Annotated in this window: 18 protein-coding genes and 1 pseudogene; 5 read left to right on the forward strand and 14 right to left on the reverse strand. The window is 65.9% G+C overall.

The window, feature by feature from the left end; translation table 11 throughout:
* Positions 1 to 105: 105 nt before the first annotated feature.
* The 7 genes from cckA to flgB form a co-directional block, all read right to left on the reverse strand.
* Complete coding sequence (gene cckA / locus QX121_RS18150) at positions 106 to 2673, reverse strand: cell cycle histidine kinase CckA (protein WP_315812659.1); 2568 nt, start codon at positions 2671 to 2673, stop codon at positions 106 to 108.
* Positions 2674 to 2828: 155 nt separating this feature from the next.
* Positions 2829 to 3908 (reverse strand): flagellar biosynthesis protein FlhB, encoded by a 1080-nt coding sequence (gene flhB / locus QX121_RS18155; protein ID WP_315738759.1) that lies wholly within the window; start codon positions 3906 to 3908, stop codon positions 2829 to 2831.
* A gap of 12 nt (positions 3909 to 3920) precedes the next feature.
* A complete protein-coding gene (gene fliR, locus QX121_RS18160; RefSeq protein WP_315738760.1) occupies positions 3921 to 4688 on the reverse strand; it encodes a flagellar biosynthetic protein FliR in 768 nt (255 codons plus the stop codon).
* Positions 4689 to 4891: 203 nt separating this feature from the next.
* On the reverse strand, positions 4892 to 5155 hold the full coding sequence (gene fliQ, locus QX121_RS18165; protein ID WP_008965881.1) for a flagellar biosynthesis protein FliQ: 264 nt from the start codon (positions 5153 to 5155) through the stop codon (positions 4892 to 4894).
* A 107-nt stretch (positions 5156 to 5262) separates the two neighbouring features.
* Positions 5263 to 5619, reverse strand: coding sequence for a flagellar hook-basal body complex protein FliE (fliE, locus tag QX121_RS18170; RefSeq protein ID WP_315738761.1), 357 nt, complete (start codon positions 5617 to 5619; stop codon positions 5263 to 5265).
* Positions 5620 to 5635: 16 nt separating this feature from the next.
* Entirely contained in the window at positions 5636 to 6061 is a 426-nt protein-coding gene (gene flgC / locus QX121_RS18175) for a flagellar basal body rod protein FlgC (protein WP_315716023.1), read from the reverse strand.
* A 29-nt stretch (positions 6062 to 6090) separates the two neighbouring features.
* A complete protein-coding gene (gene flgB, locus QX121_RS18180; protein WP_315756551.1) occupies positions 6091 to 6498 on the reverse strand; it encodes a flagellar basal body rod protein FlgB in 408 nt (135 codons plus the stop codon).
* 356 nt (positions 6499 to 6854) lie between these two features.
* Between flgB and QX121_RS18185 the strand changes: the two genes are divergently transcribed.
* Positions 6855 to 7913 carry a flagellar biosynthetic protein FliO gene (locus tag QX121_RS18185; protein WP_315812660.1) on the forward strand — a complete coding sequence of 353 codons (1059 nt, stop codon included), beginning with the start codon at positions 6855 to 6857 and terminating at the stop codon, positions 7911 to 7913.
* The gene (gene fliP / locus QX121_RS18190; RefSeq protein ID WP_315738765.1) at positions 7910 to 8662 is read left to right on the forward strand and encodes a flagellar type III secretion system pore protein FliP; all 753 of its coding nucleotides are present in this window, start codon (positions 7910 to 7912) and stop codon (positions 8660 to 8662) included. Before QX121_RS18185 ends, fliP begins: the two co-directional genes overlap by 4 nt.
* Before the next feature lie 64 nt (positions 8663 to 8726).
* Here the strand turns inward: fliP and QX121_RS18195 are convergent, their stop codons facing one another.
* Positions 8727 to 9422, reverse strand: coding sequence for a cation transporter (locus QX121_RS18195; protein ID WP_409999350.1), 696 nt, complete (start codon positions 9420 to 9422; stop codon positions 8727 to 8729).
* 33 nt (positions 9423 to 9455) lie between these two features.
* Between QX121_RS18195 and QX121_RS18200 the strand changes: the two genes are divergently transcribed.
* Positions 9456 to 9863 carry a helix-turn-helix domain-containing protein gene (locus QX121_RS18200; RefSeq protein ID WP_315812661.1) on the forward strand — a complete coding sequence of 136 codons (408 nt, stop codon included), beginning with the start codon at positions 9456 to 9458 and terminating at the stop codon, positions 9861 to 9863.
* Positions 9864 to 9949: 86 nt separating this feature from the next.
* On the opposite strand, the pseudogene QX121_RS18205 reads toward QX121_RS18200, so the two are convergent.
* The 6 genes and pseudogenes from QX121_RS18205 to fliL all read right to left on the reverse strand — a co-directional run bounded on the left by QX121_RS18205 (position 9950) and on the right by fliL (position 17048).
* Positions 9950 to 10185: pseudogene (locus tag QX121_RS18205) on the reverse strand (hypothetical protein).
* A gap of 40 nt (positions 10186 to 10225) precedes the next feature.
* Positions 10226 to 13984, reverse strand: a complete 3759-nt coding sequence (locus tag QX121_RS18210; RefSeq protein WP_315812662.1) for a tetratricopeptide repeat protein — start codon at positions 13982 to 13984, stop codon at positions 10226 to 10228.
* A gap of 103 nt (positions 13985 to 14087) precedes the next feature.
* Positions 14088 to 14858, reverse strand: a complete 771-nt coding sequence (locus tag QX121_RS18215; protein WP_315812663.1) for a flagellar protein FlbB — start codon at positions 14856 to 14858, stop codon at positions 14088 to 14090.
* Positions 14855 to 15334 (reverse strand): DUF6468 domain-containing protein, encoded by a 480-nt coding sequence (locus QX121_RS18220; protein ID WP_315716016.1) that lies wholly within the window; start codon positions 15332 to 15334, stop codon positions 14855 to 14857. The genes QX121_RS18215 and QX121_RS18220 overlap by 4 nt, the downstream gene beginning before the upstream one ends.
* Positions 15331 to 16533, reverse strand: a complete 1203-nt coding sequence (gene fliM, locus QX121_RS18225) for a flagellar motor switch protein FliM (RefSeq protein ID WP_315738772.1) — start codon at positions 16531 to 16533, stop codon at positions 15331 to 15333. Before fliM ends, QX121_RS18220 begins: the two co-directional genes overlap by 4 nt.
* A gap of 20 nt (positions 16534 to 16553) precedes the next feature.
* Positions 16554 to 17048, reverse strand: coding sequence for a flagellar basal body-associated protein FliL (fliL, locus tag QX121_RS18230; protein WP_315812664.1), 495 nt, complete (start codon positions 17046 to 17048; stop codon positions 16554 to 16556).
* A gap of 378 nt (positions 17049 to 17426) precedes the next feature.
* Here fliL and flgF point away from each other — a divergent pair, with 378 nt between their 5' ends.
* Entirely contained in the window at positions 17427 to 18191 is a 765-nt protein-coding gene (gene flgF / locus QX121_RS18235) for a flagellar basal-body rod protein FlgF (protein ID WP_315812665.1), read from the forward strand.
* Between the two features lie 22 nt (positions 18192 to 18213).
* A complete protein-coding gene (gene flgG / locus QX121_RS18240) occupies positions 18214 to 19002 on the forward strand; it encodes a flagellar basal-body rod protein FlgG (RefSeq protein ID WP_315756560.1) in 789 nt (262 codons plus the stop codon).
* Positions 19003 to 19005 lie beyond the last annotated feature (3 nt).

The raw sequence follows: 19005 nt of genomic DNA on the forward strand, positions 1-19005 counted from the left end.
GGCGAAAAGGGAAGGCGGCACGAGGCCGCGCGGCTGCGGCGCTGGGTCGCGGGATGAAGGCGCTCGGCCGCCTTGCCAAGGAACTTCCTAAGGAACTCCGGTAACCTATTGCGGCGCCATGGTTTCCTTGACCGCCGCCACGAGCTGGCTGAGCGTGAAGGGCTTTGGCAGGAACGCGAACTGCTGGTTCTCCGGCAGGCTCTTCTCGAACGCATCCTCGGCATAGCCCGAGACGAAGATGATCTTGATCTCCGGATTGCGCTCGCGCATCGCTTTAAGCAGCGTCGGCCCGTCCATCTCCGGCATCACCACGTCGGACACCACGAGATCGAGCACGCCATCGCACTCCTCCAGCGCCTCCATCGCCTCGACGCCATTCGACGCCTCGATGACGCTGTAGCCGCGCGAGCGCAGGCCGCGCGCGTTCAGCGCCCGCAGGCCCTCCTCGTCCTCGACCAGCAGGATGGTGCCCTGCCCGGTCAGGTCAGCGCGCGGCTTCGACGCTTCAGCTGCGGCCGGCTCCTTGGCGGCGCCGTTGGCCGCGTGCGGCTCGGTCTGGACCTCCGGAACGACGATGTGCCGCGGCAGGAAGATCTGGAACGAGGTCCCCTTGCCGACCTCGCTGTCGACATAGATGAAGCCGCCGGTCTGCTTGATGATGCCGTAAACGGTCGACAGCCCGAGGCCGGTGCCCTTGCCGACCTCCTTGGTCGAGAAGAACGGCTCGAAGATCTTTTCGCGGATCTCGGCCGGAATGCCGGTGCCGGTGTCGCTGATCTCGATGCGGACGTAGTCGGCGACCGGCATGCCCTTGTAGGCGGCCTGCGCGACCTCGTCGGCCGAGACGTTGGCGGTGCGCACCGAGAGCTTGCCGCCGTCGGGCATCGCATCGCGGGCATTGACCGCGAGATTGACGACCACCTGCTCGAACTGCGAGACGTCGACCTTGACCGGCCACAGGTCGCGGCCATGCACGAGGTCGAGCTTGACCTTCTCGCCGATCAGCCGGCGCAGCAGCATGGTGAGGTCCGACAGCGCATCGCCGAGATCGAGCACCTGCGGCCGCAAGGTCTGGCGGCGCGAGAACGCCAGCAGCTGCCGCACCAGGGTGGCGGCGCGGGTCGCGTTCTGCTTGATCTGCATGATGTCCTGGAACGACGGGTCGGTCGGCTTGTGCGCGTTCAGCAGGAAATCGTTGGCCATCATGATGGCCGAGAGCACGTTGTTGAAGTCGTGGGCGATGCCGCCGGCGAGTTGGCCGACCATCTCCATCTTCTGCGACTGGTTGATCTGGTTCTCCAGCGCGCGGCGCTCGGTGGTCTCGAGCAGATAGACGATCGCAGCTTCCGTCTCGCGCTCGTCCTCGTCGACGGCGGTGACGAAGAACTGGCCGAAGCGCTCCTTCGCGCCCTCCAGCATCACCTCGACCGGCGGAATGTCCGCCTGCCCTTCCGAGGCCTGGTTGATCGCGGCGATCAGCAGATGCCGGTCGCGCTGGCTGACGGTGCGGAAGATCGATTTCGCCGCAGCCACATCGCCGCTGACGCTCTGCGCGAGCTTGGCATAGCGCGCATTGGCCCTTACGACGGCGCCGCCGCGGTCGACGGTCGCGATCGCCATCGGCGTGTGGTCGAAGAAGCGCATGAAGCGCACCTCGGCGGCGCGCTCCGGATCGGAGCGCTCGTCGCGGGCGCGGCTGATGACCAGGGTGCGCGATGACCCGGGCTTGCCGTCGGCGCCGAAGGCGAGCTTGTGGTAGAGCCGCGCCGGCATGGTCTTGCCGCCGCGCATCTTCAGGTCGATGTCGAACACCTCGGTGCGGACCTCGCCGGGCACCGCGACGATCGAGGTCAGCAAGGACGCGCCGTCGCCAGAGACGACGTCGGCGAGCTTCAGGCCGCCGGAGCCGATCTCGGCGAGATCGTAGTCGAGCCAGTTGGCGAGCGTGGCGTTGACGTAGACGAGGCTGCCTTCGGGATTGACTGAGAAGAAGCCGCACGGCGCATGGTCGAGATATTCGATCGCATGCTGCAGCTCCTGGAACACGTCCTCCTGGCGCTCGCGATCCCTGGTGATGTCGGCGATCGACCACACCGCGTAGCGGGCATGGCGCTTGGTCTGGCCGAGCGGGCGCACGCGCATCCGCAGCCAGCGCCCCTGCGCGCCTTCGGCCGCAGTGATGCGCACCTCCTCCTGCTGCCGCTTGCCCTCGCGCGCCGCCTTGAGCAGGCGGAACACCGCTTCGGAGACGTCGGGATTGCCGATGAAGACGCGCTCGACGGGACGCGCCTCCTGCGCGGTCGCCGCTCCCGTCATGTTGAGATAGGCGGCGTTGGCGTAGACGACATGGCCGCGCGGATCGGTCACCGCGAGGCCATCGAAGGCGTGATCGGCGATCGCGCCCAACACCGGATCGTCGGTCGACTTGTCGGCGAAGCGGACGATGCCGGCGGCGAACGCGAACAGATTGAACAGGCCGACGGTGGCGAGCAGCGACAGCAGCCCGAGAATGTAGGGCTGCGCCTGGGCGCGGCCGATCGTCATCAACGCGATCGCGACCGCGACGAGACCGAACGCCACCAGCAGGATCAGCAGAATGCTGCCGCTGCGGCGCGGCCGCTCCGGCAGGCCCACCTGATCCTGTAACCCATCGTTGTCGGAATCGGCGCTCATGGCTCGGGGACGCGACCTGTCGGCTGGGAGCCCCAGCCCGTTCGCGCGGCTCCCCCTTCCACCTGCCTGAATCGACGGGTCAAGCGCAAGCCCGTCAAGCCGATATTCCATGATTTATCCGTATTTTGCGGTCCGTCCGGGGACCGAATCGGTTGTCATCGCGGGCGCCCCGAGAGGTTGCGCCGCAGCCCCATCACGTAGCCGATGATCTCAGCGACGGCGTGATAATGTTCCACCGGGATCTCCTCGTCGATCTCGACCGTGGCGTAGAGCGCGCGCGCCAGCGGCACGTTCTCGACGATCGGGATGTCGTGCGCCTTGGCGACCTCCCGGATCTTGAAGGCGATGTTGTCGACGCCCTTGGCGACGCAGACCGGGGCTGACATGCCGCGCTCGTAGGACAGCGCGACCGAGTAGTGGGTCGGGTTGGTGATGATCACGGAGGCCTTTGGAACCGCGGCCATCATGCGCTTCTTCATGCGCTGCTGCCGGATCTGCCGGATGCGTCCCTTGACGTGCGGGTCGCCTTCCGACTGCTTGAACTCCTCCTTCATCTCCTGCACCGACATCTTCTGCCGCTCGTACCATTGCCGATACTGGAACAGGTAGTCGCCGATCGCGACCAGGGCGAGCAGCGCGACCACCGAGCCCATCAGATGCGTGGTCAGCGACATCGTGACGCCGAGCAGCTCGCTGACGTCCATGTGCAGCAGCGATTCGAGGCGCAGCCGCTCCGGCCACAGGATCATGACCATGACCGTGCCGAGCAGCACGAGCTTGAAGAGACCCTTGGCGAAATTGGCCGCGGCCTGCTTGCCGAACAGACGCTTGGCGCCGGCCAGCGGCGAGATCTTGCTCAGGCTCGGCTTCATCGGCTCGCCCGACCAGACGAGGCGATGCTGCATCATGTTGCCGGCGATCGCCGCCAGCATCACCATCAGGATCGGCACGCCGATCGCCGCGATCACGGCGAACGACAGGCTGCGCGCCAGCGCCAGCAGGCCGGCGCCGTCGGTGTGGATCATCCAGGAATTGGCGATCAGGTTGCGCATCGGCACCAGCACCGCGGTGCCGATCGAGCCCGAGAAGGTCGACATCACCAAGGTCGCGGAGGCGATCACGAACCAGGTGTTGAGCTCCTGACTCTTGACGACGTCGCCGCGCTCGAGCGCCTGGTCCAGCCGCTTTTGCGTCGGGTCTTCTGTTTTGTCTTCGGAATCGGCCTCATCGGACATCGGTCGGCCCCCTCACCGCGGCATCATCTCGTGCATGACGCCTTCGAAATAGCCGAGAAACGTTCCCATCATCGCGGTCAGGACCAGCGCGAAGATCAGGAAGCCGATCAGGATCGAGAGCGGCGCACCGACGAAATAGACCTGCATCTGCGGCATCAGCCGCGCCAGCACGCCGAGCCCGATGTTGAAGACCAGCCCGAACACCAGGAACGGCGCCGATAATTGCAGGCCGATCTTGAACGCCGTGGCAAAGGCCTTGGTCGCCAGCGAGGCGACGTCGCCGCTCGGGATCAATTCGCCCGGCGCGAAGATCTTGTAGCTGTCGCTGAGCGCCGCGATCACCAGGTGATGGCTGTCGGTCGAGAACAGCAGGGTCACGCCGAGCATGGTGAGGAAGTTGCCGATCAGGACGCCCTGCTGGCCCTGCGTCGGATCGACCGCGGTGACGAAACCGAGCCCCATCTGCTGCGCGATCACGGAGCCCGCGACTTGCAGCGCCGACAGCGTCACCCGCGCCGTCGCGCCGAGCACGATGCCGATCACGATCTCGTGCACCATCATCACCAAGAGCGGCGACAACGCCTGCAGGTCGACCTGATAGGCCTGACGGTGCAGCGGTAGCACGATCATCGTGAGCAGCAGCGCGGTCGCGAGCTTGATGCGGACGGGGATGTTGACCTCGCCGAGGCCCGGCAGCAGCATCACCATCGCGCCGACGCGCGCGAAGGCCAGCATGAACACGGCGGCCAGCGCCGGAAGGAAGGAAATATCGATGCGCATCGTCCGCCGTCACGGCCCTTTCGACCGCATGCTGGTGCGGCACGACGGTCTTTGAAGAGACAGCCTGCGACGAGACAGCTTGCGAAGAGTTCGCCCGAAAGGCCGCCAGCTCACGGCCGAAAGCAGCAGCGCCCCCCGCACTGCTCCTCGCGACCGCTCGCAGCGCCCTCACGCAGGCTAGCCCTGCTGCCCCGGACATTGCCTCATCCGCCGATGATTCGCGACGAGATCCGCATCATGTGCGAATGCAGCGCATCGGCCATGAACGGCAGCGCCAGCAGCAGCGTCACGAAGATCGCAATGATCTTCGGCACGAACACCAGAGTCTGCTCCTGGATCTGCGTCAGCGCCTGAAACAGGGAGACGACCACGCCGACGACGAGGCCGACCACCATCAGCGGCGAGGAGACCAGTACGATGGTCCAGATCGCATCGCGCGCCACATCGAGCGTTTCAGCTCCCGTCATGTCCTGTCGTTCCTCACTGTCGATCGGTTCCGGTCCGGCACCCGCCTCATCGCGCATCGCGCGCAGTCGCGGCAGACGGCAAATCCCTGATGCGTTACGAGTTGCGGCTAGATCGTCATCTTCATCACGTCTTCATAGGCCTGGATCACGCGGTCGCGCACCGACACCAGCGTCGACACCGCGACATCGGTTTCGGCGACCGCCGTGACGACATCCATGACGTTCGCCTTGCCCGCGGCCATCGCGACCGCCTGACTGTCCGACTTGCGTCCGGCCTCCATCACGCTGCCGATCGCATCCTTCAGCACCGCGCTGAATGACGGACCACCCTTGTCGGCGCCGTTGCCGCTGCCTAGCACGTCGCGCACGCGCCCGAGGCTGCCGAAGGCACCACTCGAGCCGCCGGCGTCGAGCACGCGGGCGGAATTCGCATAGGCATTAGCTGCGGAGATTGGGGAGGCCATGACTTTCGTTCCTGTCCTAGGTCTTCAGAATGTCGAGTGTGCGTTGGATCATGCGGCGCGTGGCGCCGATGATGTTCAAATTCGCCTCGTAGGACCGCTGTGCATCGCGCATGTCGGTCATCTCGATGAGCGGATTGACGTTGGGGTACTTGACATTGCCGGACGCGTCCGCGGCCGGGTTACTGGGGTCGTATTTGACGCGGAACGACGATTGATCGGGCACCACCTTGCCGAGTGCCACCACCTTGGCGTCAAGCGCACGGTCGAGCGCCGAGGTGAATGTCGGGACCTTGCGGCGATACGGATCGCCACCCGCTTTGGCGGCGGTCGAATCGGCATTGGCGATGTTCTCGGAAATGACGCGCATACGCCCCGCCTGCGCACGCAGGCCGGAGGTCGCAATGCTCATCGAGCGCAGGAAATCGCTGGAGTCGTTTGCCATGCTTGTCGGTCTCCGTCCTCAACTCCGGCTCAGGCCTTGCCGATCGCCGTCTTCAACAGATGCAGGCTCTTGCCGTACAACGAGGTTGCCGCGGCATAGTCCATCTGGTTGGCGGAGACCTTCAGCATCTCCTCTTCGAGGCTCACCGCGTTGCCGGCGGGCCTCGTCTGAAATCCGGCCTTGCGGTTCTGGTCGAAGCTCGCGCTCTCGCCCGACGACGGTGCGATGTGCGCTGTGCTGGTCCGGGTCAGCGACAGCGGCGCAAAGCCGCCGACCGCCTGGCCGGTTGAATCGAACTTCGGCTCAACCAGATCCTTCGGCTTGAAGTTGGGCGTATCCGAATTGGACACGTTCTCCGACAGCACGCGCTGGCGCTCCTGGTGCCATTGCATCTTGGTCCGCAACGCCGACAACACGGGGAGATCGTTGATGGACATGGCGCTGCTCGGTTATGTCCGGCTACCGGACGGTTTGGGTAGGTAGAAATTGCCGTGCATATGGTTAACAAGGAGTTAAGAAACGGTGCGATGCCCACCGGGACAATCCCGGGGTTTTGACGATTTCTTAGGAAAGTGCCGGGGTCCCAGCCGACCGATGCATCATTACGGGACGGCGCGGCTCGCCAAGAAGTCGTTTTGGCCCGGCCGATTCATGGGTTATTAAGAGGCCGAGCGGCAGTTCCTGCCGTCATGCGTTAACAGGTTGGTTCCGGTTCTGAAGCTCCGTTCGCTGCCGGCGATGCGTTGGACAGACGAGAGACTTCGAAAGGACGCGGTATTTGCCGGGGACAGAGATGCAGGCACTGACGTTCTTTTTTGCATTCGTGGCGGTGCTGGCTCTGATCGGCCTCGCCGCGTGGCTGGTCCGTCGATTCGCGGGCAATCGTCTCGGCACCAACCCGAATCGCGGCCGCATGCCCCGGCTTGCCGTAATCGATGCCGCCGCCGTCGATGGCCGCCGCCGTCTCGTGCTCGTGCGCCGTGACAACATAGAGCATCTTTTGATGATCGGCGGGCCGACCGACATCGTGGTCGAATCCAACATCGTGCGCGCTATGCCGGCGCGCGAGCAATTGCCGCAGCGGCCGGGCATCAATGAAGAGCGGCCGGCGGCGCGCATCGCGCCGCTGCCGGATGCGCCGTCCTGGGCCGACAACGAGCCGAAGACCGAGGCCGCCGAGCATGCCGAGCCGCAGATGCCGGAGCCGCCGCAGCGCCCGATGCGGCCGTCGTTCATCGATGAGGTTCGCCGCACGGGGCCGGCTGCTGCTGAGCGGCGTGAGCCGGCACCGGCGTTCCCGCCGGAATCACCGCTCCCTCCGCGCCGTCCCGATCCCCGCCAGGACCTCCGGGCGGACGTCCGTGGAGAGCCGCGCGGCGGCGACGAAGCCCGCCTGGAGCCGCGCCCCGAGCGGGCGCCCCGCGGTGAACCGGTGATGCCGCGCCCGCTGCGCCCCGCCGAGCCGCAACGGCCGGCAGAGGCGCCGCGCCCCTCCGAGGGGCCCCGGCTGCCGCCGGTGCGGAGCGCTGAACGCGCAGCCGAGCGCGTCGAACGCGTGGCGGCGCCGCCGCTGCCGCCGGTTGCGCAGATGCCACCGCCACCGCCGCCGGTTGCGCCGCCGCCCGCAGCGGCCGATCAGAGCGCCGAAGCCAATCTGGCCGAGATGGCGCAACGGCTCGAGGCCGCGCTGCGGCGTCCATCGGCCGATCCGTCGGCTGCTCCAGCCTCGGGTCCCCGGGCGGCCGCACGCAGCGAGCCGGCTCCGGCGCAAGCCGCGCCGGTCAAGACCAGCTTCGAGAATCTGGAGGACGAGATGGCCTCGCTGCTCGGACGTCCGAAGTCGTCTCAGTGAGATCGCTGCTTCCCCCGCGTAGAGTTGTCTTCATCGCTGTTCTGACTGCCGCCGGTTTACTGGCGGGACGTGCTGCTGCGCAGGACATCAGCATCAATCTCGGCGCCGGCGGTGGCGGCGTCACCGAACGCGCGGTCCAACTGATCGCGCTGCTCACGGTGCTGTCGATCGCGCCGTCGATCCTGATCATGATGACGTCGTTCACGCGCATCGTGGTCGTGCTGTCGCTGCTACGCACGGCGATGGGCACTGCGACCGCCCCGCCCAACTCGGTCATCATCGCGCTCGCGATGTTCCTGACCGCGTTCGTGATGGGGCCGGTGTTGCAGAAATCCTATGAGGACGGCATCCGGCCGCTGGTCGAGAACCAGATCGGCGTCGAGGACGCGCTGCAGCGCGCCTCGGTGCCGCTGCGCGGCTTCATGCAGAAGAACGTGCGTGAGAAGGACCTGAAGCTGTTCATGGACCTCTCGGGCGAGCCGCCGCCGGCGACGCCCGACGACCTGTCGCTGCGCATCCTGGTGCCGGCCTTCATGATCTCCGAGCTCAAGCGCGCCTTCGAGATCGGTTTCCTGCTGTTCCTGCCGTTCCTGATCATCGACCTCGTGGTCGCCTCGGTCTTGATGTCGATGGGCATGATGATGCTGCCGCCGGTCGTGGTGTCGCTGCCGTTCAAGCTGATCTTCTTCGTGCTGGTCGACGGCTGGTCGCTGGTCGCCGGCAGCCTGGTGCAGAGCTACGGCGGGTAGGTTTCACCTGTCATGATGAGCGAGAGGCAGTAGGCTCGTGTCTCCCATTGACGCGTACCCTCGATCAGTTCGCCCGGATTGGGCTTGCGACGGGGCGCGATGTGGAGGAGCCGCGCAACTCGATGCGAGCTCGCTGTATGATGTGCCAGCCACCGCTCAAACCAAGCGCGGCCATGATCGCCGCCACAATGAGATCCGGCCACGCCGTGCCGGTGCCGAACACACCGGCTGCGGCCGCGAGCACGGCGATGTTGCCGAGTGCATCGTTCCGGGAGCAGATCCAGACTGACCTCATATTCGCGTCGCCGACGCGGAAACGGTAGAGCATGACGGCCACGCCTGCATTGGCGACAAGAGCGAGCATGCCGACGACCCCCATCGTCCTCGCCTCCGGGAGGGTGCCTGCAATTGCGTGCCAGACAGTGGAGGCAAGGACAAGGACGCCAAGCAGGACGAGCGACCAGCCCTTCAGAAGGGCGGCGCGTGCTCGCCAGGTCAACGCGAGTCCCGCCACTCCGAGGCTGATCGCATAGTTGGCCGTATCACCGAGGAAGTCGATTGCGTCCGCCTGCAGCGAGGCCGACCCGGCCGCCACGCCTGCTGCGATCTCGGCCAAAAACATGGCTCCATTGATGACCAACGCAATCCAGAGCGCACGACGCCAGCGGGGGCTGTCCAGTTCCCTCGGAGGGGAAGACGAACAGCAGTCATCATGACAACCAGCCATATCGTCGCCTCTTACAAGATGATGCGACGTCATATATGGACCCTGTAGCCACTACAGGGTCAAGCCATGTCGCGACTGACCATCGGAGACCTCGCGAAGCGGACCGGCACCAAGGTGGAGACGATCCGGTACTATGAGCGGATCGGTCTGCTACCGGTTCCGCCGAGAACCGAGGGGAACTACCGCGCCTATGATAACCGCCAGCTCGGGCGACTGAGCTTCATTCGGCGTGCCCGCGATTTGGGCTTCTCCATCGAGCAGGTCCGTGACCTGCTGGACCTTGCCGATCAGCGAGACCGCTCATGCGAAGCGGTCGACGTCATCGCGGGCCAACACCTCGCAGAGATCGAACGCAAGATCGCGGACCTCGTGGCGCTGCGTGACGAGCTTGCCGATGTCATAGGGCGCTGCAAGCACGGCACCGTTGCCGACTGCCGCATCATCGAAGCGCTTGCGCCGCACGGTTCTGACTGAACGAGCGCGACAATTGCCGATCTGCTGGCTTCGCAAAGCAGTCTCGAACTTTCGTCTTGGCGCGCTTCGGACGGATTCAGAATCGCTCACCCCGCGACGTCGTACTGCTTGCTCAGCTCGTCGCCGATCTTCACCAGCATCGACACGCTCTCCGGATAGCCGGTGCGCGTCGCCGTGCCGGGATCGGCCTTGGCGCAGAGCTCCATTTGGTGCCCCAGCGGAGCACCGAGATCGCCATGCCGTCGGGACAACCGACCCGCGCCTTCAGCTCCGCCTTGGCCATCGCGATGAGCTCGGCTTCGGTCTTGGTCGGCTTCGTCATGTCGCCAGGTCCTCCTGGCTACACGCCTTGACGCACGACGTCATCGACCCGCGATCGCCTGCTTGACGCCCTGGATGCGCGGCAAGGCGCCGGTCGCCTCCGACGGGGCCTTCGCAGCATCCTTGCCGCCGTCCGGTCCTTTGCCGGTGGCATCCGGGAAGCGCGCCCGCATGTCGCGCAGGAAGCCGTCGAGCGTATCGACGCTCGACGCCATCTTCGCGATCTGCGCGAATTCGGCGCTGGAGCCGCTCGCCGGCTTGCTGGCGACGTCGAATGCGATCTTGTCGGCTTCGCCGGTCATCAGCGGCGCATATTTCTCGCGGAAGCGGGCGAGGCCGATGGCGTCGTCGGCGAGCGCATAGCCGACCACGGCGCGCAGGATGTCGCCGCGCTCCGCCGGATTGAGCGGGCGGAAATCGCGCCAGCGATCGCCGTAATAGAGCTCGATCTGCTCGGACGCCTCGCGCCAGCGCCGCGACGCCCAGTAGATGTCGGAGCGCAGCCGGATCGCCTCGCGGCCGCCGATGTTGCTGATGATGTCCAGTCCGAGGTCGTAACGCCCGATGTCGCTGTTGGCGCGGGCTTCCAGCAGCAGCCGCTGCTGGCGCAGCTCGCCCGCGAGATCGGCGATGCGCGTGGTGCGCAGCGCCTCAATGGCGCGTTCAGGCTTGCGGTTGGTGAGATAGACCATGGCGAGACGCGCGGCGACCTGGGCGCGCGCCGCGCCTTCGAGGCGGTGGTCGACCTGGTATTGCAGAAGCTCGGCGGCCTGATCGAGCAGATCGATGCCGACCAAGCGGTCGGCGAGCTTGCGGATCATCTCGTCGCCGCGGCGGCCGATCGGCGTCAGCTCGCGAAACCCGTAGAAGATGCTGAGCGCATCGACCGGCGGCAGCTCGTCGGCCTTGCCGTTCAAGAACAACTGCGAGAACAGGCGGGAGGCTGCATCCTGGGCCTGCCGCGCCAAATCGGAGTTGGGCATCAGGCGGGTGGCCTGACGCGCGGCCTCGAGCGAGTCCGCATAGCGCCCCGCCTCCTCGTAGAGCTGCGCCATCATCTGCAACGTCTGCACCTCGATGGCGTCGCCGCGCCAGATCGCCTGCAAGGTCTCCAGCTCCTTCAGCGCGTCCGGCGGCTTGATCTCGCCGCGCTTCTGCAGAAGCTTGATCTCCAGCAGCTTGGCCTCCGCGGCCGCAAGGCGGTCGTCGGAATTGACGGCGAAGCGATAGTCGTCGAGCGCATCCTTCTCCTGCGCCATCGCCTCGGCGAGCCGACCGCGCAGCACGGCGATGTCGGGCTTCATGTCCGCGGGCACGCCGATCACGTCGAGCTCGGCGCGCCGCTTGGCGGCGCCGGCGAAATCCTTGATCTCGAGCGCCGACTTCATCGCATCCGCGATCACGACGCGCTGCAGGTCGAGCGGCAGCGAGGCGATGGCGAACTCGACGTTCTTCAGCTTCTCGCGCGCGTCGGCAAACTTGCCCTGGCGGGCGAAGGCGAGGCCCTTCCACATCTGCGAATCGAAATTATTGCCGATCGACGGAGTGGCGAGATCCTTGAGTCCCTGGTCCGGCCGGCCCATCAGGATGCTCGCCACCGCGTGGATCATCAGCATGGCGGTCTCGTCGGTGCGCGGGTCGGCGTCGGAGATCATCAGATTGGTGACGCCGCGCGCTTCCGGATACATCGCTCGCGCCATGTAGAAGCGCGCCAGCGCCAGCCGCGTCTGCGCCCGCCGCTCCGGCTCGGCGTTCGCCGCGGCCTTGATCAGCAGATCCTCGCGCGGCACGAACGGCTGGGTCTGGTTCTGCTGCCATTCGTCGATGTCGAACATCGGCCGTACGGCGGTCGGCGCCCGCTCCGGCGAGAAGCCGATCGACGACAGGGTCAGCCCGCCCGGCCGGCCGAGGATCACCTTGTCGGGCGCGATCTCGACGGCGACGTCATCCGAATTCGGACGCACCGCGATGCCGTGGATCGAATCGAGCAGCGACAGGTCGACGAAATCCTGGCGCTTGATGAAGCCGCGGATCGGCGGCGGCGCCGTCACGACCAGCAGCGTGTCGCCGGCATCCGGGTCGGTCAGCCGGTGCAGCATGCCGGCTCCGGGATTGGCGAGCGGCACCATGACATTGGCGAGCGCGGGATCGGTGACGTTGCGCATCACCATCAGCGGCTGCTGATTGGTCAGGCCCTTGTCGGCGAATGACAGGGTCCAGCTGCGCCCGCCATCGTCGCTGCCGAGCGAATGCATCTGCGGGCGGTTGAGGCGGATCCGGATCGCCTGCCCCTTGTCGAGCGGCGTCCTGTTGACCTCGCCGATGATCGCGCCGCCCTTGGCGCGGATGGGCTCGACGTCGACGGGCTTGGTCGAATCGAACACCATCCATACCGTGTCGCCGCGGCGGAACAGCGCCGCCGGCGTGACCTGGCCGAAGCCGAAGGTGAGCCGCAGGCCCTCACTGTCGCGCAGGGCCTCCAGGGTGGCGGCTCCATTAGCTGCCTTCTCGGCCGGCTTGGTTTCGGCGGCCTTGGTTTCGGCAGACTTGATCTCGGCAGACTTGGTCTCGATAGGCTTGGCGGCTTCGGCTTTGCCCGCCTCCGACTTCATCGCCTCGGACTTCGCTGGCTCGGATTTGGCTGCTTCGGATTTGACAGCTTCAGGCGCAGCAGCTTCAGGCTTGGGGGCCTCGGGCGCGGCTTCGGCCTTCGCGGCGGCCGGCGCGGCAGCAGCCGCTGCCGACGGCGCAGGCTCGGCTGCGAGCTCGGTGGCTGGCGCCGCGACCGCAGGCTTGGTCTCCGTCTTCATCTCCTTGGCGATGGTGTCGGAGGTCGGCGGCACGATCTCGGGCTGCGCAGCCTGCTTCGGCTTGTCGCCATTGGGTTTGCTGCCGTTGGGCTTCTCGGCCGCGGCCGCCTTGGCGCCCGGCAGCGTGTCCGAGGAGACTGCGGAGACCTTCTTGTCCGGCTGCTGATAGGCGACGTCGATGTTGTAGTTCTTCTCCTCGCGGAAGGCGCGAACGTCGACCTCGCCGACCAGGCCGAGCTCGACGACGGTCCTGCTGCCGTCGATGCGCTGGTTGATCGCGGCGACGTTCGGCGGCGCGACGAGCTTGGCGTCGGCGAGATCGAAGGACAGCGGCGCGGTGAAGAACAGCGACAGCTTCTGGTCGTTGAGCACCGAGGAGATGCCGACACCGTCGGGGATCTCGAATACGAAGCGCACGAAGGTCGGCTGCACCAGCGCGCGCACGCGGATCGGCGGCCGCTTCTTCGATTCCGCCTCGGCGCGCTGCAGCCGCAGCGCCCGTTCGGCGGCGCGCGCTCGCTCGGCGAGCTCGCGCACGACCTCGGCCGGCAGCGGCGGCGGCGGGCCGGTCCAGCTGTCGGGCAACAGATCGATGAAGACGCGTTCGCCCGCAGTCATGGTGTTGACGCGGACCTTGCGCGACAGCGACAACCGCAGCGCCGAGCCGTCGGGGTCGCCGCGGGCCGACGAGATGTAGTCGGGCGCCGCGTCCACCCAGCGGTCGATCGGAACGGCGGCGGCGCGATCGAACCTGATCAGCAGAATCGAGCCGGCGGTGGTGACGTCGGCGTTGATGTCCTCGGAGAATTTCAGCACCAGCCGCGCATAGCCGTCCTGAGCCGACAGGCTCGCCTCGCCCGGCACCGGCGCAGCGCCTGCCGCGACCGTGGACAGCACCAGGCCGATGACGATGGCCGACAGCAGCGCAAGGCCAGTGCGCGCCCGTGCGCGGGCCTTCGACCGCAATCCAATGGGAGTCGTGCGCGCCATGGTCACAAGCTTCCGGTTCGACATCCGCAACTTGACGGATACGCCTGCCCCGCCACGCCGGAAATCTAGGTGTCGGCGTTTAAGGGCGCATTAAACATGCGGCTCAATTGCTCTTCACGGGCACGATCTTGCCCTCGATCTTCGGCAGCTCGGCGCTGGTCTCGGGCCTGTCGGCGCCGGCCCGGCGCGCCAGCTCGACGGTGAGCCGTTCGGCCGCCTCCGGCGTCATCAGTCCGAGAATGTCGGACATCTTGCGTGGCGCGATCTGCGAGGCGATCTCGATCAGCACCGACATGTCGAGCCGGTCGAACACCTTGGCGGCATCCTTCGGCTTCATGCCCTCGTACATCGTGACGATGCTCTTGAAGCGGGCGTTGTCGGCCTCGGTCTTGGCGGCCTGCGCGCCGGAGATGCGGCCCTCGATCGCCTTCATCTCCTCCGTCTTGGATTGGATGCGCTGCTCGGCGGCGCGCAACAGGCTCTCGCGAATGTCGATCTCTCTCGCGCGCGCGTCGAGCTCCTGGCGACGCGACTGCAGCCGCTCGAGGATCGCCTTCTCCGCCGGCGACACCTGCTGCTGGTTCTCCTCGGGCTTGATCACCACGCCCTCGGGCTTGGTGTCCGGAGCGGCGGGCTTGGGCGCCTCCTCCTTCTTCTCCTTCGGTGCGCCGTGCGTGGAGCCGGTGACGATGTCATTGTCCTCGCGGCCCGGATAGCCCAGGTTCTCCTGGGCCCAGGACCGCTTGGTCGGGTGAGGGTCATAGTCGAAAACGTAGCCGCCATCGATCACGAGGCCGGCCACCTTCAGGACCGCAAGACAGGCCACCGCGATCAGGACGACGGGAATGACGCGGATGTTACGAAACGCATTCATGCGGCAAGGCCACCAGTCCTTCGACGTTCGGAGAATGCCTGGGCCGCGGCGGCAACCGCCTTGGCACCGGAGACGCGCACCGGCTCGGTCGTGATCGCCGGCACCGGCGCAGGCGCCGGCTCGGGCGCGGCTTCAGGCGAGGTGATGGGTCGCGCGGCGCTGGCGATGCGCGACAGCCGGCGCACCACGCCGTCGCTCTCGGCGAGCTGCTTGCGCAACTGGTCGGACATCTGCGTCGCGGCGGCGAGCTGATTGCCGAGATTGTCGTTGACGTCGCGCACGGCGAGCTTGAGGCCGCCGATCGCCCGCTCGGCGATCTCGGTCGCGGTGATCAGCTCCGCGATCACGGCTTTGAGCGAATGCTCATCCGCCTTCAGCCGCTTCAGCCTGGAATTCAGCAGCATGCAATAGCCGATGGTCAGCACCAAAAGGACCGCCACCAGGCTTTCGATGATCAATCCGAGGGAGTGGTTCATTGGGCCTCCATCAACTTGTTCTGGCCTTCGGAGCCTTCGAACATCGCAAGCGTCGTATTCGGCTTGCGCAAATTCTTGGTGACACGGATCGCGACGCGGTCGCCGACCCGGCCCATCCGCCCCTCCGTCAGCATGGTGCTGCCGCAGCGCACCGCGACCAGCGCATCGGGACGGATGTCGAGCGGCAGGGTGTCGCCAACCTTCAGCTTCATCAGTTGCTTCAGCGGCACGTCGGCCTCGTAGAGCACGGCGTCGACGGCGATCTCGGCCTTGGTGATCTCGGTGGCGAAGTGGCCTTCCCAGACGGGATCGCGGCCGAACTTCTCACCCATGAACATCTGCAACAGCACGGGCCGGATCGGCTCGATCGTCGCGTAGGGCAGCAGCAGCTCGATGTTGCCGCCGCGGTCTTCCATGTCGATCCGCAGCTTCACCAGGATCGCGGCGTTGGCGGGCCGGCTGATCGCGGCGAAACGCGGATTGGTCTCGAGCCGGTCGATGGTGAAGCGCACCGGCGACAGCGGCCGGAACGCCTGCTCGGCGTCGCTCAGCACCACCTCGATCAGGCGCTTGACCAGGTTGGTCTCGATCGTCGTGTAGGGGCGGCCCTCGACGCGGAGCTGGGTGTTGCCGCGGCGGCCCCCAAGCAGCACGTCGATGATCGAATAGATCAGGGTCGAGTCGACGGTGGCGAGCCCGAAATTCTCCCACTCCTCCGCCTTGAACACGCTGAGCACGGCGGGCAGCGGGATCGAGTTCATGTAGTCGCCGAAGCGCACCGAGGTGATGCGGTCGAGCGAGACTTCGACGTTGTCGGAGGTGAAGTTGCGCAAGGAGGTCGTCATCAGCCGCACCAGGCGGTCGAAGACGATTTCGAGCATCGGCAGACGCTCGTAGGAAACCATCGCCGAATCGATGATGGCGCGAATGCCGGAATGGTCGTCGAGGCTGACCTCGCCGGCGGTGAAGCCGAGGAGATTGTCGATCTCCTCCTGCGACAGCACCCGCTCGCCGCCGTTCTTGGTGGCGCCGAAATCGCGGCTGCCGTCCTCGACCATCGCGGCCCATTGCAGGGCCATCGATTCGGTGAGTTCATTGGCTGCTGCGGCTTCCGCGGCCTCTGTGGGATCCTCCGAGTCGAGCGAGGCTTCCCATTGCGCGGCTATCGCATCTTGGTCGACTTGATCGTTGCCCGCCATGATCGTTGAGCTTCTTTGCCTTACTGGACCACGATTTCCTTGAACAACACCGCGTTGACCTGGTTCGGCGCCAGCGCGACGTTGACCCGCTTGGTGAGCTCCTCCTTGAGCCTGAACAGGCCCGCCGAGCCGTTGAGGTCGCTCGGCCGGAGCTCACGCAGATAGGTCTGGAAGATGTCGGTGACGCGCGGCAGCGTCGGCTTGATCGTCTCGACCTGCTTCTCCTCCTTCACCTCCAACACGATCTTCACTTTCAGATATTGGACACGGTCGCCGGGATTGCCGACCAGGTTGACGAGAAGGTCCGGCACCTCGACGAAGGCCGGCGGCTTCGGCGGCGCCGCCGCCTCGGCGTGATGCTCATCATTCTTGTGGCTGAAGAAGAAGAAATAGGCCGCACCACCGACGCCGAGCAGCGCCAGCGCGCCGACGACCATGATGATCAGCTTGAGCTTGCTCTTCGGCGAGCCTGCTTGCTCCTCGCCTTCGCCTGCTCCGGCGTCGTTCTCGGCCATGGCTTTCGGATCCTTCCGGAAAATCGAGCCGATGCCGCCAGAAAGCTTAATGACGCGAAACCAACGCTCCCAGCGCATCTGCGCTTTGTTGAGGGAACGCTACGGTAACAATGGTTAACGGAAGCTTTCTTTTGCCAAGGCGGTGGGAAAAACTTGCCGGGCAATTATGGTTAGCGAGACGTTATTGCCGGGCGTTCTGAACCCGGGCTTAAATCCAAATCGTTGATTTATCGATAGATTCAGATTTGGCACGGCTTTCGCTGTACCCCTTGCGAACCCGCCGGCTTGGGAGAGCTGAACGGTTCGTTGAAGACCCGGTCGAGACCGCCTTGGGAGAGGTGCCGCGAACGGGATTCGTTAAGAGGGGAGATCCGACCGGTGGAGAATGCGCTTCTCATCGGATTGTCGCGGCAGATGGTGCTGGAGCGGCAGCTCGACGTCGTTGCCAACAACGTCGCCAACGTCAACACCAACGGCTTCAAGGCCGATCAGCAGCTGTTCGAGGAGTATCTCTCCTCCGGCGCGCATGAAGACAATTTTCCGGGCGCCGCCCGCAGGGTGTCCTATGTCCAGGACCGCGGCACCTATCGCGACTTCTCGCAGGGCTCGATGCAGCGCACCGGCAACGCGCTCGACGTCGCCGTCACGGGCGACGGCTTCCTGACGGTGCAGACCGCGGCCGGCGAGCGCTACACCCGCGACGGCAACCTGCACATGAACAATCTCGGCCAGCTCGTCACCTCCGCCGGTGACCTGGTGCTCGGCACCGGCGGTCCGATCGTGTTTCAGCCGACCGACCACGACATCAACATCTCGCCCGACGGCACCGTGACGGTGGTCGAGGGCGTCAACCGCACCGACTCGATCCGCGGCAAGCTGCGCATCGTCAACTTCGCCGACCCGCAGGCCGCGCAGAAGCAGGGCAACAACCTCTACGCCGCCGCCGGTGGCGCCACCCCGCAGCAGGACACCAAGTCGACCATCCAGCAGGGCTACATCGAGAAGTCGAACGTCAGCGCGGTCGGCGAGATGAGCAAGATGGTCGAAGTGATGCGCGCCTACACCCAGGTCGCCAACATGCTGCAGGTCCAGAGCGACCTGCGCAAGAACGCGATCGAGAAACTCGCCGACGTTCCGGCCTGACAGATCTTGAAGGAGACGTGACATGCAGGCGCTTCACACCGCTGCGACCGGAATGGCGGCACAGGAACTCAACGTTCAGGTGATCTCCAACAACATCGCCAACCTCCGCACCACCGGCTTCAAGAAGCAGACGGTGGCGTTCCAGGACCTGATCTACGAGCACATGCGCCGCGTCGGCGCGCAGTCGTCGGACCAGGGCACGATCCTCCCCGTCGGCATCGACATCGGCGGCGGCGTCAAGACCGTCGGCACGCCGCGCTCGATGACGCAAGGCACGCTGTCGCAGACCGGCAACGATCTCGACCTCGCGATCTCGGGCGAGGGCTTCTTCAAGATCCTGATGCCCGACGGCACCTTCCAATACACCCGCGACGGCACCTTCCAGATGGACAATCAGGGCCGCATCGTCACCGCGCAGGGCAACCCGGTGCAGCCGACGATCACGATCCCGCAGAACGCCTCGGGCATCACCGTCAACGCGCAGGGCCAGGTCTCGGTGACGCTGCCGGGCTCGACCACCTCGAACATCATCGGCCAGCTCCAGGTCACGCGTTTCATCAACAAGGCCGGCCTGCAGCCGGTCGGCAACAACCAGTTCACCGACACGCCGTCGTCAGGCGCACCGCAGGACGGCGTCGCCAACCAGGATGGCCTCGGCAGCATCACCCAGGGCAGCCTGGAGCAGGCCAACGTCGATGTCGTCAGCGAGATGAGCGAGCTGATCGCCGCCCAGCGCGCCTATGAGATGAACGCCAAGGTCATTTCGGCCGCCGACCAGATGCTGCAATCGACCACTGCGCTGTTCCGCTGAGGT

The organism is Bradyrhizobium sp. SZCCHNR2028 (genome assembly GCF_032380995.1).
Classification (GTDB): Bacteria; Pseudomonadota; Alphaproteobacteria; order Rhizobiales; family Xanthobacteraceae; genus Bradyrhizobium.